General features: G+C 33.0%; 12 protein-coding genes and 1 pseudogene. 4 read left to right on the top strand and 9 right to left on the bottom strand.

Annotated elements, in window-relative coordinates:
- Positions 1 to 13: 13 nt before the first annotated feature.
- Entirely contained in the window at positions 14 to 631 is a 618-nt protein-coding gene (locus HHH54_RS01410) for a lysophospholipid acyltransferase family protein (RefSeq protein ID WP_198617041.1), read from the bottom strand.
- 156 nt (positions 632 to 787) lie between these two features.
- Between HHH54_RS01410 and HHH54_RS01415 the strand changes: the two genes are divergently transcribed.
- Complete coding sequence (locus HHH54_RS01415) at positions 788 to 2035, top strand: S1C family serine protease (RefSeq protein WP_198617042.1); 1248 nt, start codon at positions 788 to 790, stop codon at positions 2033 to 2035.
- A 123-nt stretch (positions 2036 to 2158) separates the two neighbouring features.
- Here the strand turns inward: HHH54_RS01415 and tyrS are convergent, their stop codons facing one another.
- A complete protein-coding gene (gene tyrS / locus HHH54_RS01420) occupies positions 2159 to 3421 on the bottom strand; it encodes a tyrosine--tRNA ligase (RefSeq protein ID WP_198617043.1) in 1263 nt (420 codons plus the stop codon).
- Between the two features lie 334 nt (positions 3422 to 3755).
- On the opposite strand from tyrS, the gene HHH54_RS01425 reads away from it, so the two are divergent.
- Positions 3756 to 4637 carry a transglycosylase domain-containing protein gene (locus HHH54_RS01425; RefSeq protein ID WP_198617044.1) on the top strand — a complete coding sequence of 294 codons (882 nt, stop codon included), beginning with the start codon at positions 3756 to 3758 and terminating at the stop codon, positions 4635 to 4637.
- A 149-nt stretch (positions 4638 to 4786) separates the two neighbouring features.
- Here the strand turns inward: HHH54_RS01425 and HHH54_RS01430 are convergent, their stop codons facing one another.
- A complete protein-coding gene (locus HHH54_RS01430) occupies positions 4787 to 6454 on the bottom strand; it encodes a formate--tetrahydrofolate ligase (RefSeq protein WP_198617045.1) in 1668 nt (555 codons plus the stop codon).
- Positions 6455 to 6809: 355 nt separating this feature from the next.
- Positions 6810 to 8522 (bottom strand): acetate--CoA ligase, encoded by a 1713-nt coding sequence (gene acsA / locus HHH54_RS01435; RefSeq protein WP_198617046.1) that lies wholly within the window; start codon positions 8520 to 8522, stop codon positions 6810 to 6812.
- A 151-nt stretch (positions 8523 to 8673) separates the two neighbouring features.
- Here acsA and HHH54_RS01440 point away from each other — a divergent pair, with 151 nt between their 5' ends.
- Positions 8674 to 9306 carry a GNAT family N-acetyltransferase gene (locus HHH54_RS01440; RefSeq protein WP_198617047.1) on the top strand — a complete coding sequence of 211 codons (633 nt, stop codon included), beginning with the start codon at positions 8674 to 8676 and terminating at the stop codon, positions 9304 to 9306.
- Between the two features lie 11 nt (positions 9307 to 9317).
- Entirely contained in the window at positions 9318 to 10475 is a 1158-nt protein-coding gene (locus HHH54_RS01445) for an acetoin utilization protein AcuC (protein ID WP_198617048.1), read from the top strand.
- A gap of 131 nt (positions 10476 to 10606) precedes the next feature.
- Here HHH54_RS01445 and ccpA read toward each other — a convergent pair whose 3' ends face one another.
- The 5 genes and pseudogenes from ccpA to murC form a co-directional block, all read right to left on the bottom strand.
- A complete protein-coding gene (gene ccpA, locus HHH54_RS01450; protein ID WP_198617049.1) occupies positions 10607 to 11602 on the bottom strand; it encodes a catabolite control protein A in 996 nt (331 codons plus the stop codon).
- Positions 11603 to 11977: 375 nt separating this feature from the next.
- Positions 11978 to 13069, bottom strand: coding sequence for a bifunctional 3-deoxy-7-phosphoheptulonate synthase/chorismate mutase (locus tag HHH54_RS01455; protein WP_198617050.1), 1092 nt, complete (start codon positions 13067 to 13069; stop codon positions 11978 to 11980).
- A gap of 214 nt (positions 13070 to 13283) precedes the next feature.
- Positions 13284 to 14117, bottom strand: coding sequence for a hypothetical protein (locus tag HHH54_RS01460; protein WP_198617051.1), 834 nt, complete (start codon positions 14115 to 14117; stop codon positions 13284 to 13286).
- A gap of 264 nt (positions 14118 to 14381) precedes the next feature.
- Positions 14382 to 14840 (bottom strand): annotated as a pseudogene (locus tag HHH54_RS01465) (DUF948 domain-containing protein); the annotation flags it as partial.
- A gap of 77 nt (positions 14841 to 14917) precedes the next feature.
- Positions 14918 to 16231 carry a UDP-N-acetylmuramate--L-alanine ligase gene (murC, locus tag HHH54_RS01470; protein ID WP_198617053.1) on the bottom strand — a complete coding sequence of 438 codons (1314 nt, stop codon included), beginning with the start codon at positions 16229 to 16231 and terminating at the stop codon, positions 14918 to 14920.
- Positions 16232 to 16244: the final 13 nt, after the last annotated feature.

The following is a 16244-nucleotide window of genomic DNA, read 5'->3' on the forward strand; positions in this document are numbered from 1 at the left end:
TACTCTAATTGTTTTATTTACGTCCAACGTATTCACGTAATTCTTGCTGCAATTGTTTAGTGCGTTCATTAATTTGTTGCGTTATGTAATCAACTTTTTCTTGACGTTTTAAACCTTCAGGTAAATTTGTCACATCAATAGGCTCACCAAATTTAATGTATGCTTTTTCTTTAAACATACCTAAAATTTTATCTGGTCCAACGTAAGCCGCGGGTAAAATTGGTTTTTGAGCTAATAATGCAATCGTTGCAGCTCCTCTTTTTAAAGGAACTTCTTCAGTCGTACGGTGCCCATTAGGAAAAATACCAACTGTCTTATTTTCTTTCAATAATTTAATCGGTCTCTTTAAGGTACTTGGTCCAGGATTTTCACGATTTACTGGGAAAGCATTCAACGCAGTGAGTAATTTTCCAAAATACTTATGCTCAAATAGCTCTTGCTTTGCCATATAATGTATTTGGTTTGGTAGCAATGCGACTCCTAATAAAATAACATCATTATAACTTTCATGATTACATGTTACTAAATAACGATAGAGTTGAGGTTTGTTTTCCTCACCTAAAACTTCTAAATTTTTAAATACTTTTGCAATGATAAATTTGATAATACTACCAATTATACTGTATACCACAATTTCACCTACTCTAGTTCTAATAGTCACTCTTTTGATTTTATCATTTTAAGTATCGTTCAACAAGTATTCTATAAATTACATCTAAAGTCTGATATCTTCATACTGGTAAATTAGTATATAAAGCCCCATAATAGATATAAGGAGGCACTATTTATGAGAGAAAATGATTACACGAACCATTTTAATTCAAATTCAGATAATAATACTTATTACAATCGACCACCCCAAAAACCAAAAATACCGTGGTTTAAAATATTTTTAATTTCATTAATTGCAGGTATTTTAGGTAGCCTAATTATTTTAGGATTATCAGTAACTTTTTCTAAAATAGGTTCAAACTTTTCGAATCAATCTGGTAGTGAAGTGAATGTGGCGAACCAACAAAAAGGTGGAAACCTATTAGATGGACAAAGTAAAAATTTTAAAAGTGTAAATGAAATGATTCATGAAACTTCACCTTCAATTGTTGGTGTTATTAATGAACAAAAAGCAACTAATTTAGAAGACTTATTGCGTGGAAAAAGTACTGAAGCTGAACCTACAGGAGTAGGATCTGGAGTTATCTATCAAAAAGATGGCAAAAATGCTTTTATTGTTACAAATAATCATGTCATTGACGGTGCAACGTCTATAAAAGTTCAACTACATAATGATAAACAAGTCTCTGCTGAACTTATTGGTACAGATGTCCTAACAGATATTGCTGTGTTAAAAATCAAGGACAATAATGACACTAAAGCCATTTCGTTTGCCGACTCTTCTAAAGTTAAAACAGGAGATACCGTATTTGCTATGGGTAACCCTCTTGGTTTAGAATTTGCAAATACTGTAACGTCAGGTATCATTTCGTCAAGTGAACGAACAATTGATGCCGATACAGCGCAAGGTAGTCATAAAGTAACTGTACTACAGACTGATGCTGCGATTAATCCTGGTAACTCAGGTGGTGCTCTAGTTGATATTAATGGAAACTTAGTCGGGATTAATTCAATGAAAATTTCAGCTCCTCAAGTTGAAGGGATTGGCTTTGCTATTCCAAGTAATGAAGTAAAAACAATTATTGCACAGCTTGTCAAAGACGGAGAAGTTAAACGCCCTTCAATAGGTATAGGCATGATTAATGTTGCTGATATACCGGATTATTATAAAAATGATAAAGATTTAGATAGTGGTGTTTATGTTGCAGAGGTTCAACGTTCTGGTATTGATTTGAAAAAAGGCGATATCATAACAAAAATTGATGATCAAAACGTCGAAAATGATTCAGAATTAAGAAGTTATCTATACAAAGAAAAAAAACCTGGTGACCAAGTAACATTTACAGTTAACCGTAATGGTCAAAATGAAAAAGTACAAGTGACTTTAACCGAAACAGATAACCAATCTCTAAACTCACCTTAATCTCAAATTTAAAACCTTAGCTTATATTCAAGTGGTAATCAAATATGATTATCGATACTTGTTACCATTTATTAAAGCTAAGGTTTTTTATTTTAAAATACTTTCTATTTTATGTGTTATTGACTACTTATAGTTAACCATGAAGTACTTTTTCTTACCGCGACGAATAATTGTAAATTTACCTTCATATTGATCTTCTTCAGTTAATTCATATTGTAAGTCTTGTTGACGTTCACCATTAATATAAATTGCACCATTTGAAACATCTTCACGAGCTTGACGTTTAGAAGAAGAAATTTTAGTTTCTACAAGTGCTTCTACGATATTTGTTGTTTCGCGTGATAATGTTACTTGAGGCACATCTTTAAATCCTGCTTTAATTTCATCTGCACTTAAAGACTTTAAATCTCCACTAAATAAAGCTTGTGAAATACGTTGTGCTTCTTTTAAAGCTTCTTCACCATGGATGAAACGTGTTACATTTTCAGCTAATGCTTTTTGTGCTTTTCTTAAATGTGGCTCTTCTTTTACAGATTGTTCTAGTGTTTCAATCTCTTCTTTTGATAAGAACGTAAAATATTTTAAAAACTTAATAACATCTTCATCACTTGTATTAATCCAAAATTGGTACAGTTCATATGGGCTTGTCTTATCTTTGTCTAACCATACAGTACCAGACTCAGATTTCCCGAACTTCTTACCATCTGATTTAGTAACTAATGGAATGGTTAAACCATATGCATCTGTTGTACCGTACATACGACGCATTAATTCAATACCACTTGTAATATTTCCCCATTGATCTGAACCGCCAATTTGAAGTTTAACATTCATTTTTTGATTTAAGTAACCGAAGTCAATCGCTTGTAAAATCGTATAAGTAAATTCAGTATATGAAATACCGTGTTCAAGACGTGTTTGAATTGAGTCTTTGCCAAGCATATAATTGACGCCCACATGTTTACCATAATCACGTAAAAACTCAATTAATGAGATTTGACCTAACCAGTCTCTATTATTAACTAATACCGCACCATTTTCACTATCAAAATCAAATAGTTGTTCCATTTGTTTTTGAATACCTTGTACATTTTGTTCTACTTGTGTTTCAGTTTGTAAGACACGTTCTTCTGTTTTACCTGAAGGGTCCCCAATCATACCTGTACCGCCACCAATTAAAACAACTGGTCGATGCCCTGCCTCTTGAAAGCGACGTAATGTTAAATATGGCAATAAATGACCAATGTGTAAACTATCTGCAGTTGGGTCAGCGCCGCAATATAAGTGTACCTGTTCTTTATTTAATAAATCTTCAATTGCTTCTTCATCAGTTTGTTGATAAATTAAACCTCTCCATTTTAAATCTTCTAACAATGAATTTGTCATAACTAAACCTCCTCTAAAAATAAAAAAACACCACTTACATTCTAATGTAAGGGCGCCTACAGCACGTTACCACCATACTTCTATCTCTTACAATGATACGTTCATTGTCAAACGTTGAAACATGCTAATGAAGTGTATTCATATAATAGATTTGTTAGTTCGCAGCAACCACTAACTCTCTGGATAAATGTCTATTACACTACTTGTCTTCTATTTCAAAATACATATTATTTTTATAATTATTATAAAGGTTCGATGATTAACTGTCAATGCGTATGCCCTGTCCTATCAAGACTATGCTATACTTATACTATCATCAAAAGGAGGCAATCACATGAATCATCATTATCAAAGGTTAATATATAAACTCGATTATTATTTTACCTTAATCAAAAAAGTGATTTTGTCTTTCTTTATATTTATTTTTTTAGCAACTTTCTTTTTAATAGGTGTTTGCTTCGGTTACTTTGCAAGTATTATTTCGAAAGAATCAAACATTAATGATCAAGCATTATCTCATGACGTTGTTCAAATGCCCGAGCTCAATACGATTGAACTAGATAACCAGAATTTAATTCATATTTTAAATCAACCTGAACCCTTATCACTTGCTGGGCCTGCTGAAGTTAATCCATATGTTAGTGAAGCGGTCATTGCTTCAGAAGACGCTCAATTTTATGAACATAATGGTATTTTACCAAAAGCGATATTACGTGCAATATATCAAGATATTTTAGATCATCATAGCGCTACAGGAGGTAGTACAATTACGCAACAGCTCGTAAAAAATCAATTGCTGACTCAAGATAAAACTTATCAGCGGAAGGCGAAGGAAATAATGTACGCCCTACGCATCGAAAAATTATTTACTAAAACGGAGATTATATATATTTACCTTAATATTGTCCCTTTTGGATATGACTTACATGGTCAACATATTACTGGTATTACATCAGCATCATACGGTATTTTTGGCAAATCACCGTCTCAATTAAACTTAGCTGAATCCAGTTATCTCGCTGGGCTACTACAAAGTCCATATTACTATACGCCCTTCACAAATGAGGGTCAGCTACGTAGTTATGAAGAAGTGCTACCTTCTATATATAGACAACGTTATGTTCTTAAACGTATGTATATTGAAAATCAAATTAGTTATCAACAGTATCAAAATGCGCGGAAACAAAATATTTACGAACGGATTCTAACGCAATAAAAAGGGATTTCTAGCTCAACATAGATGTGCCTGAAACCATTTTAAAATGATTCCTAATTAACCACATCGTCCTGCTAAAAATCCCATTTATAATCAAAAAATAGATAAACTATTTAAGTCATAAACTATCTATCAAAATTAGTGATGAATTAGAATAAACCTAAAGCATGGCCATCTTCTGTAACGTCCATATTTAATGCAGCAGGTTTTTTCGGTAAACCAGGCATTGTCATGATCGCACCTGTTAACGCTACGACAAATCCTGCACCTGTTTTCGCTTCTAATTCACGAATTGTAATTTCGAAGTCGTTTGGTGCACCAAGTTGTGTTTGGTCATCAGTGAATGAATATTGTGTTTTAGCCATACAAACTGGATAATTATTCCAACCATTTTCTTTAAATGTTTTTAATTGTTTTTGTGCTTTAGATGTAAATGTTACTTTAGATCCACCATAGATTTCTTTAACAATTTTTTCAATTTTTTCTTCTAATGGTAATTCTAAATCATATAAACGTTTAAAGTTATTAGGTGTTTCGATAACTTCTAAGACTTTTTCAGCTAAGTCTACGCCACCTTCGCCACCTTTTTCCCATACTTCAGTAAGTGAAAGGCGAACATTATTTTCAGCAGCCCATTCTTTTACAAAATTGAACTCAGCTTCTGTATCGTGAATAAATGCATTTAATGCAATTACTGGTTCAACACCAAATTTGCGAATGTTCGTAACATGACGTTCTAAGTTCGCAATACCAGCTTTAACTGCTTCTACATTTTCTTCTTTTAAGTTGTCTTTAGCTACGCCACCATGCATTTTTAACGCACGGATTGTCGCTACTAGTACAACAGCATCTGGTTCGAAGTCTGCTTTTCTTGATTTAATATCAATAAACTTTTCAGCACCTAAATCTGAACCAAAACCAGCTTCTGTTACTACAACATCTGCTAAATCACGTGCAGTTTCTGTAGCAATAATAGAGTTACAACCGTGTGCGATATTAGCGAAAGGTCCACCGTGAATTAATGCTGGTGTGCCTTCAATTGTTTGAACAAGATTTGGTTTGATCGCATCTTTTAAAATCATAGCTAAAGCACCTTCAACTTTAAGGTCTTTAACTGTTACTGGTTTACGATCACGTGTGTAACCAATTGTAATTTTCGAAATATTTTCTTTAAGATCAAGTAAATCTGTGCTTAAACATAAAATAGCCATAATCTCAGATGCAACAGTAATGTTAAAACCATCTTCACGAGGCACACCTTGAGTAGGCCCACCTAGTCCTACAACTACCTGACGTAAAGCACGATCATTCATATCTAAAACACGTTTCCACTCAATGCGACGTTGGTCAATGCCAAGTTCATTACCTTGATGGATGTGGTTGTCAATAAATGCAGATAGTGCATTATTTGCTGTCGTAATCGCGTGGAAGTCACCGTTAAAGTGTAAGTTAATATCTTCCATTGGTAATACTTGTGCATATCCTCCACCTGTTGCGCCACCTTTAATACCAAAAATTGGTCCAAGCGCAGGTTCACGTAACGCTACCATGACATTTTGTTTGATTTTATTAAAAGCATCCGCTAAACCAACAGTTACCGTTGATTTACCTTCTCCAGCAGGTGTTGGACTCATTGCTGTAACAAGTACAACTTTACCTTTTTGACCCTTTGTCTGAACCTTAGAAATGTCAATTTTTGCTTTGTAATGACCATATTGCTCTAAAGCATCTTCAGGAATTCCTGCTTTATTTGCAATTTCTGAAATTGGTTTTAAAGTAGATTGATTAGCAATCTCTAAATCTGATAAATGACTCAAAATCTTCAGCCCCTTAATTGAATTTCGATATTATATAGTTTGTAAACGCATACAAAATATATTGAAGAATAATGCTTCAATACCAATGATAACGAACTCCACAAAAAAAGTCGAATAAAATCCGACATTAAATTAAATTTCTTTTTCTATTTTTACTTATTTACGTTTTCAAGTTTAAGTTACTCTAAATCTTTAAATCAACTAAAGAATCACTTCGTACGTAGTGTTTTAAAGGATGTTTAACCTATAACTCTAAATACGAAAGTGATTCTCTGTATTAATTATTTCTCATTTTTTAATCGTTTTAAGAATTATTTAGACATTTTTAACCTAATTTATTTATAATGGTTTTATATTAATCATCATCCATTGTACTTAAATCACCTGTTGGTAAATCAAGTTCCCAAGCTTTTAATACGCGGCGCATAATCTTACCAGATCTTGTTTTAGGTAATTTATCTTTAAAATCTATTTCTCGTGGTGCAGCATGTGCGGCAAGTCCTTCTTTTACAAATGCTCGGATATCTTCTTTTAATTCATCTGACGGTTCATGTCCTTCTCGTAATGCTATAAATACTTTAATAATTTCACCACGAACTGGATCTGGCTTACCGATTACCCCCGCTTCAGCAACAGCTGGATGTTCTACTAATTTTGATTCTACTTCAAATGGCCCAACACGTTCTCCTGCTGTCATAATGACATCGTCTACGCGTCCTTGGAACCAAAAATAACCATCTTCATCCTTATAAGCTGAATCACCAGAAACATACCACTCATTAATGAAGTATGAATTATATTTTTCTGGATTTTTCCAGATTTTATACATCATTGAAGGCCAACCTTTTTTAATAGCTAAATTTCCCATTCGGTTTGGTGGTAACTCTTGTCCTTCATTATCAACAATCGCTGCCTCAATTCCTGGTAGAGGTTTACCCATTGATCCTAATTTAACGTCCATTGATGGATAGTTGACAATCATATGCCCTCCAGTTTCAGTCATCCACCAAGTATCAAGTACACGTTTATCAAAGACATGTTTTGCCCATTTAATGACTTCAGGGTTTAAAGGTTCTCCCACTGATAAAATACTTCTGAGTGAGCTTAAATCGTATTTCTCTACAATATCATCCCCCGCACTCATCAACATACGTAGTGCTGTAGGCGCGGTATACCAAATTGTAACGTTGTAGTCTTCTATCATGCTATACCAACTCTCAGGAGAAAATCTTCCCCCTACAATACAGTTAGTTACACCATTTAACCAAGGTGCAAAAACACCGTAAGATGTACCAGTAACCCAACCAGGGTCGGCAGTACACCAATAAATATCATCTTCTTTTAAATCGAGCACATATTTACCAGAAATATAATGCACGAGCATTGCTTTTTGAACATGTAACACACCTTTTGGTTGTCCAGTTGATCCGGATGTATAATGTAAAATTAAACCGTCATCCTTCTCTAACCATTCAATATCGAATTCATCACTAGCTTGTTCCATCTCTTTATTAAAATCAATATACTGGTCTTCTACTTCTTCATCAACCACTATAATTTTTTCAAGGTGTGGCAAGTCGTTTACAGGAATGCGTGGTAATAACGCATTAGTTGTAATAACTACTTTAGCTTCACTATTCTCTAAACGATCTTTAACTGCTTTTTCCATAAAAGCTTCGAATAATGGTCCCACAATAGCTCCAATTTTCAAACTTCCTAATAAGGCAAAGTATAACTCAGGTACTCTAGACATGAAGATGAATACACGATCCCCTTTTTCAACTCCAGCCTTGTCTTTTAAAATATTAGCAGCTTGATTTGATTTGCGTTTTAAATCATCAAATGTATATTGTTCTTGACGATTTGCATCCTTATAATATAAACCTATTTTGTCCCCTTTGCCTTGATCAACATGTCGATCAATACATTCATAGGCCATATTTATTTTTCCTGTTTCATACCAAGAAAATTCTTTTTCGACATCCTCCCATTTAAAATTTTGATAAACTTCATCGTAATTTGAAAGGTTAAATTGCCCTTTATCCCCTTTGTAAACTTCGACTTTCATTGTCATACCCCCTGTTTAAAGTCTAGCTTTAAAATAATTATAAACTAAGATGATACCGTTTTCAAAATATTTCTGTTTTTCTGAATTATAGTGCATATCATGTACCTTTACATTATAATAGTATAGAGTACATTGAATAAGGGGGATCAATATGAAGCATATTAAAACTTATGAAAAAGAAATCTATTCAATCAATGATGAAACTATAATCATCGAAGGCCCCGTATCTCAAGAATATCTTGCTCAATTTAAATTTGATGAAGGCCTATCTGCGTTCCGACAACCTCGTGAGCAATTTGAAGCCATCCAAGAAATCAGCACATTAGAGGAAGGTCGCATTTATATTATTCATGAAACTGAATCCATTATAGGATATGTGACTTACTTGTATCCTGACCCACTCGAAAGATGGTCAACTGGACAACTTCCTTACTTATTAGAACTTGGCGCAATCGAAATCACACTGAGGTATCGTGGTAAAGGATTAGGACATGAACTATTAAAAGTCAGTACGAGAAGTCCGGAATTAGAAGATTATATCATTATTACAACTGAATATTATTGGCACTGGGATCTTAAAAATTCAGGACTTGATGTTTTTGAATATAAAAAATTGATGCATCGCATGATGTCAAGTGGCGGCCTTGAAGTTTTTGCTACAGATGATCCAGAAATCACTAGTCATCCTGCTAATAGTCTGATGGCAAGAATAGGTAAAAATATTACAGTAGAACAAATGCAAGCTTTTGATGATATACGATTCATGAACCGTTTCTTTTTCTAAGGGGGATATATATGGGAGAATTTAATCGTTCACAAACGGGATATGTTTATTCAGACGCGTTACTCAAGTACCGTTTTCATAATAAACATCCTTTTAATCAAATGAGACTTAAATTAACAACTGAATTATTAGAAGCTGAAGGATTATTAAGTGATGCACAAATCATTAAGCCACGTATAGCATCTGTTGATGAAATCGCTACTATTCATAACTATGATTATATACAAGCAATTCAACGTGCTGAACAAAACTTACTCACATCTGAAGAAAAAGAGAAGTATGGACTTAATGGTGAAGACACACATATTTTTTCAAATATACATCAAAGTGCAGCCACGATTGTTGGTGGCGGATTGAATCTAATTGATGCTATTATGTCTGGAAAATTTCGTAATGGATGCCATTTAGGGGGTGGCTTACATCATGCATTAGAAGGACGTGCAAATGGATTTTGTGTCTATAACGATGTTGCAATTAATATTAAATATTTAATTGAAAAGTATAATCAACGAGTATTATACATTGACACCGATGCCCATCATGGCGACGGTGTACAGTGGCGTTTTTATAATTCGGATCAAGTTTTAAATTATTCAATTCATGAGACTGGCAAATTTTTATTTCCTGGATCTGGACACTATACGGAAAGAGGTACTGAGGAAGGTTTTGGCTATACAATCAATTTACCACTGGAGCCTTATACAGAGCATGATTCATATATTAAAGTTTTTACTGAGACCATTGAAGCCGTAGCTAAAAGTTTTAAGCCAGATTTTATCGTTAGTGTTAATGGCTCTGATATTCATTATTTAGACCCACTCACACATATGCACTGTAATTTAAATACTTTATATCAAATTCCAAACATCATTACACAAATCGCAGAAAAATATTGCGATGGCAAACAGATTATGCTCGGTGGTGGTGGGTATAATATTTGGCGTGTTGTGCCACGTGCTTGGAGTCATTTGTATTTGAGCTTGATTCATCATTCACCACTCAAAGGGAAACTTTCACAAAAGTGGTTAGATAAATGGAAACATTATAGCTCAATACCAATCCCTGAATTTTGGGAAGAACAATTTAATGATTACGATGAGATTCCTCGTCGAAAAGAAATATCAGAACAAAATGATACGATTGCCTCGTATATTTTAAATTGGTTTTAAAAAATGTATCAATAATAATAAAAAAATATATGGGAATGAATCAAAATTCACTATGACTTTTTTAAAGCAGATTGACAAAGTTCATCAACATCAGTGGTATTTGACTAATTCCCATTTTCTTCAAATTCGAATTATGTGTGACGTGTAGTCCCTCTATAACGTATTGTGTACGGTAAGATTACATTTGGCTCTTCAATTTCTTCATTATTCATATATTTTGTCAATAATCGCATGCCCACTGCCCCAATGTCATATAGTGGTTGGATGACACTAGAAAGTTGAGGTCTTACCATTTCAACGAGTCTTGTATTATTAAAGCTCACAACTTGTATATCTTGTGGCACTTTAAATCCAGCATCTAATGCACCGTGCACGATACCAATTGCTTGTTCATCACTAATCGAAAGTACAGCATCTGGCTGATACGTACTGATTTTTTCAAATGCTCGAATACCATCTTTATATGTTTCGTTTCCTACATAAAGTAAATGATCATCTACAGTTAATTGATGCTTATCTAATATGTTTTTTAATCCAACAAACACATCTTCTTGTGCTTTTTTCGAATAACCAGCACCTACAAAAGCAAACTTACGTGCACCTGATTGAATAAGTTGCTCAGAAATTTCTTCACTCGCTTTTACAAAATCAATATTGACTGATGCAATTCCATCATCTTTACCATTCGTACCTGATACTACTACAGGAACCGAAGTTCTATTAATTTGTTCTTTAATTTCATCTGTTAATGTACCACCCAAGAAAATGATGCCATCTACTTGCTTACTTAGTAAATTATTAAAAATTTCTTTTTCTTTTTCAGGATCATCATCTGAATTAGAGATGATTGTATGATATTTGTACATTGTAGCAATATCTTCTAATCCTCTTGCAAGTTGTGAATAATACATATTTGAAATATCGGGAATAATCACCCCTACTGTAGTTGTTTTTTTACTTGCGAGTCCTCTAGCAACTGCATTAGGACGGTAATTCAATCTCTTAATTACTTCATTTACTTTCTCTCTCGTTTCAGGTTTAACGTTTTGATTACCATTTACAACACGTGAAACAGTTGCCATAGAAACACGTGCTTCTCTAGCGACATCATATATAGTAACTGTCATATTTTTTCCTCCTCGAGATCGCTCTTATTAAGCTATATTACGTTTTCATATCGTTTTCATAGTTTAACATAAAAAAGATATTAATCGCATATAAAACGCTTTCTTGTCAATTATTTGTCAATATTATAAGATGAAAACATGTTATGCTATGTGTAAGTAAAAAAATATTTCTTAGAAAGTCATTTAAAAATAATATTCAAAGATATTTTTTTAGTAATGAGGGGAATTATTTGAAGTTATTTAATCATCATAAATAGATGAACTCAGTTCGGAAATTGCGGCATTTGAATATAATAATGAGGATGAAATAATAGATACTACAAAGCTCTAATGACACTATAGTTAATTCTATTGATTCCATCCTCAAAAATTAATTTATTTTATCTTATTTTGATTGTACATTTCAGATAGTGGTTTGATTTCATTGTAAAAAGCGTCGAATTCTTTCAAGTCCATTTGTTGTCCACTATCACTGAGCGCTACAGCTGGATCAGGATGAACTTCAGCCATTACACCATCTGCACCAACTGCTAATGCTGCTTTTGCTGTTGGTAACATAATATCTTTACGTCCTGTACTGTGTGTAACATCTACAAGAACTGGTAAATGTGTACCTTGTTTAAGGATAGGTACAGCTGAAATATCAAGTGTGTTACGTGTCGCTTTTTCATAAGTACGAATACCGCGTTCACATAAAATAATATTTTGATTACCTTGTGATGCAATATATTCAGCTGCATAGACGAATTCTTCAATTGTTGCTGATAAACCACGTTTTAATAAAATTGGCTTTTGTGTACGTCCCGCTTCTTTAAGTAATTCAAAATTATGCATATTGCGAGCACCGATTTGGAAAACATCTAAATATTGATCAGCAATTTCAAAATCGTTAGGATGTACAATTTCACTGACAACATTTAAATCATATTTATCTTTGATTTGTTTAAGAATTTTTAAGCCTTCTTCACCTAATCCTTGGAAATCATATGGAGATGTACGTGGCTTAAAAGCACCACCTCGAATAAATTTCTCACCTTTTGCTTTTAAATCTTTAGCAACTGCTTCAACTTGATCATACGATTCTACAGAGCATGGTCCAAATACAAATGATTTTTGACCTTCACCAATGATACCACCATTGTCAAAATGTACAATTGTATCTTCTGGTTTAAGCTTTCGTGAGACATATAAATGCTTTTCATTTTCAGATTTTTGAAGATCTGTTGAGGCTTTAAATATTTCTTTGAATAATTGTTTTATAACATTATCATTAAAAGGTCCATTATTTTTATCTATAAGTGCATTTAACATTTCTTTTTCTCTTTCTGGATCATAGATGACAGTGCTTTGTTTACGTTTTTCTTCACCTATTTTTTGAGCTAATTCACCTCTTTTAGAGAGCAATGTTAAAATTTGATCGTTTATTGTTTCTATTTCTTTTCGGTAAGATTCTAACTTACTTGACATGTAATCACCTCAACCTATTTTTGTTATTCGCTTTAAAGTGCTAAAATATTTTTTGTGATATTGAATATAATAACAAGTTACTTCATAGATTTCAATAGAAAAAATCGAATTTGTGTGAATTTTTTTGAATATTCCGTATTAACATAATAATTCCAACAAGAACAAGCACCCCTTCTAAGCAAAGCTTAAAAGGAGTGCATGCCTATCTTAAAAATTATTTGTTAAATTTCTGTTTATCTACTTTGCTGCTCTTTTTTTCAATTTTTTCATTAACATTATTTTTAATGTTATTATCTTCATCATGTGTTACAACACCGTTATAGAATTGCGCTTTAGCATGTTTGCCTTGTTCAACTGCTGATTCATCTACTGATTTTTTTCCTTCTAATTGTGTTGATGGTTCACTAAGATTTGAATTAGAAGCATTTAGTGTTGATTTATTTTCATCTTTCTTAGTTTCAGATTCTGCCGTTCTTGTTGGACCTGTTTGTCCTTCTAAACGATCTGAATCAACTTCACTACGAATTGCACGTTGTTGTGCCGCTAAAGCACTATCTTGATGATTATGAGATTCTTGAGTAGACTTGCCATTTTTATCTTTAGCAGCTTGTGCTAAACCTGAAGCAGTAACATCTGATTGATTGCTACCAGCTGTTTGATTAGTAGTTTCTTTTCTAGTTTGCCCTTCTAAACGATCTGAATCAACTTCACCTCGAATTGCTCTTCGTTGAGCAGCTAATGATGATTCAGATGGTTCATTATCAGACTCAACTGCTACATTACGTGCTTGATCTTTTAAAGCATTTGCTTGGCGTTCAGCTTCTTGTCTAATTCTAGCAGATGAGTCATTATGACTTACATTGTTTTGTTTAGTCACTTTAACTTTAGATTTTTTAGCAGTAGCAGTAAGCACGAGTCCTAACGCACTACCTAAAATTGCACCTGCTACAAAACCAAAAACTAAATCTAAACTTCTACCGCTTTCATATTGTGGTAATTCATAACTTTCTAAACCTTTTGTATACAAATCACGATTGTATTTTTCCATAATAATTATCCCCCTTATATTAAAAGCACTTAAATAAAGTACATAACTCATTTAAGTGCTTAAAATTTAGATTTCAATGTATAAATAATTCAATTATTTTTTATTTGAATCATTTAAAGTAGTATATTTCGTATTCACTGATTTTGGATCAGTTTCGAAATCATTGATGTCTCTATTTTCATATTCATTGTTGACTAATTCTTTGTTTGATAATGCTTGTGCATGATGATTTTGTGTATGTTCATTTGAATATTTTTGTTGACGTGCATCATCTCCAACATTAGTAGTTTTGTAAGCTGCACTGCCTCTACGTTCTTTACGGTTTTGCCATTTATCTGCAATTTCCATAGCAACGTTTGACCATTGTACAACTTGTGAAATTTTATCCTCATTTTGAGAAATATTATGTGTAATTGAATGAGTTACACGGTCTACTGAACCATTTAATGATTGAACTGAATCTCCAATCCCTTTAACCGCATTAACTACAGAGTTTAAGCGGTTAGATTTATCTTGAATATCTTCAGTTAATCTATTCGCTTTGTGTAGTAAATCAGTAGATTCACGTGTGATACCTTGAACTTGACCTTCAACACCATCAAGTGTCTTAGCCACATGGTCTAAATTTTTCTTTACAGAAACTAGTACAACAACAATTCCAATACATAGAATTAAGAATGCAATTGCTGCAATAATACCAGCGAGTGGTAAAATCCATTCCATTCGAAAACGCCTCCTAATTGACATAAAAATTATGCTATTTTGTTAATTATATTACCCATCAATACATTTCTCAAACATTAAAAATCGTGCTCAACACCGATTTTTTTCATGTATGCTTTAAGTATTTTTTGGATATCACCAGCACCCATAAATAATAATACTGCATTATCGTGTTTTTGCAAGACTTCAACATTATCTTCTGTAAGTAATTGACTATTTTCAATTAAATCAAGAAGATTATTAATTGATAAATCTCCACGATCTTCGCGAATTGAGCCAAATATATCGCAAAGATATGTTTGATCAGCTTGACTAAGTACATCCGCAAACTCTTGTAAAAATGCTTTTGTTCGTGAAAAAGTATGCGGTTGGAAAATAGCAACCACTTCTTTTTGTGGATATTTTTTTCTAGCTGTTTCTATTGTAGCACTAATTTCTCTTGGATGGTGGGCATAATCATCCACTAACACTTGATTTTGTGTAAATTTTTCGTTAAACCGACGTTTTACACCACCAAAAGTTAAAAGTGCTTCTTTAATATTGTCTACATCTAAATCTTCTAAATAACTTATTGTTAGAACTGCCAATGTGTTTAAAATGTTATGGTCTCCATACTGAGGTGTTAAGAAATGTCCATAAAAGTTGCCTTTAATATAAACATCAAATGCTGTACCTTTATCAGTAATCTTAATATTATCCGCATAAACATCCTTATTTGAATCAAAACCATAATAATATATCGGCACATTGACGTCTAATTGTTTTAAATGCGGATCATCTCCCCATGCAATAATCCCTTTTTTTACATTTAAAGCCATACTTTGGAATGCAGAAATCACATCATCAATATCCTCAAAATAATCAGGATGATCAAAATCAATGTTTGTAATAATAGCATAATCAGGTGCATAACTTAAAAAGTGACGTCTATATTCACAAGCTTCAAAAGCAAAATATTCGCTCTGTGGTAACCCCATGCCTGTTCCATCACCAATTAAAAATGATGTCTTTTTATCACCATTCATCACATGTGACAATAGTCCTGTAGTAGATGTTTTACCATGAGCACCTGTTACAGCAACAGAAACATATTGATTAATGACTTCACTTAGAAAGTCATGATAACGTATTACTTTTAAACCTAATTCATGTGCTCGGGCTATTTCTTCATGAGTGTCTTTAAAGGCATTCCCCTGTATTACTGTTAGCCCTTCTTCAATATTATCTGCACTAAATGGAAGGATTGTAATCCCTTTATTACGTAATGCAATTTCTGTAAAAATATGTTGTTCAATATCAGAACCTTGTACATCATAACCTAGATCGTAAATAATTTGAGCTAAAGAACTCATTCCTGAACCTTTAATACCAACAAAATGATATTTAGTCATGAGAGTATCGCTC

Origin of the sequence: Staphylococcus canis, assembly GCF_016238445.1 — a bacterium.
GTDB classification, from domain to species: domain Bacteria; phylum Bacillota; class Bacilli; order Staphylococcales; family Staphylococcaceae; genus Staphylococcus; species Staphylococcus canis.

Excerpts from the sequence above, each read along its gene's own strand:
- HHH54_RS01415 (WP_198617042.1), top strand. The coding sequence starts at position 788 with ATGAGAGAAAATGATTACACGAACCATTTTAATTCAAATTCAGATAAT.
- ccpA (WP_198617049.1), bottom strand. The coding sequence starts at position 11,602 with ATGACAGTTACTATATATGATGTCGCTAGAGAAGCACGTGTTTCTATG.
- HHH54_RS01455 (WP_198617050.1), bottom strand. The coding sequence starts at position 13,069 with ATGTCAAGTAAGTTAGAATCTTACCGAAAAGAAATAGAAACAATAAAC.
- HHH54_RS01445 (WP_198617048.1), top strand. The coding sequence starts at position 9,318 with ATGGGAGAATTTAATCGTTCACAAACGGGATATGTTTATTCAGACGCG.
- murC (WP_198617053.1), bottom strand. The coding sequence starts at position 16,231 with ATGACTAAATATCATTTTGTTGGTATTAAAGGTTCAGGAATGAGTTCT.
- HHH54_RS01460 (WP_198617051.1), bottom strand. The coding sequence starts at position 14,117 with ATGGAAAAATACAATCGTGATTTGTATACAAAAGGTTTAGAAAGTTAT.
- tyrS (WP_198617043.1), bottom strand. The coding sequence starts at position 3,421 with ATGACAAATTCATTGTTAGAAGATTTAAAATGGAGAGGTTTAATTTAT.
- HHH54_RS01425 (WP_198617044.1), top strand. The coding sequence starts at position 3,756 with ATGAATCATCATTATCAAAGGTTAATATATAAACTCGATTATTATTTT.
- HHH54_RS01440 (WP_198617047.1), top strand. The coding sequence starts at position 8,674 with ATGAAGCATATTAAAACTTATGAAAAAGAAATCTATTCAATCAATGAT.
- acsA (WP_198617046.1), bottom strand. The coding sequence starts at position 8,522 with ATGAAAGTCGAAGTTTACAAAGGGGATAAAGGGCAATTTAACCTTTCA.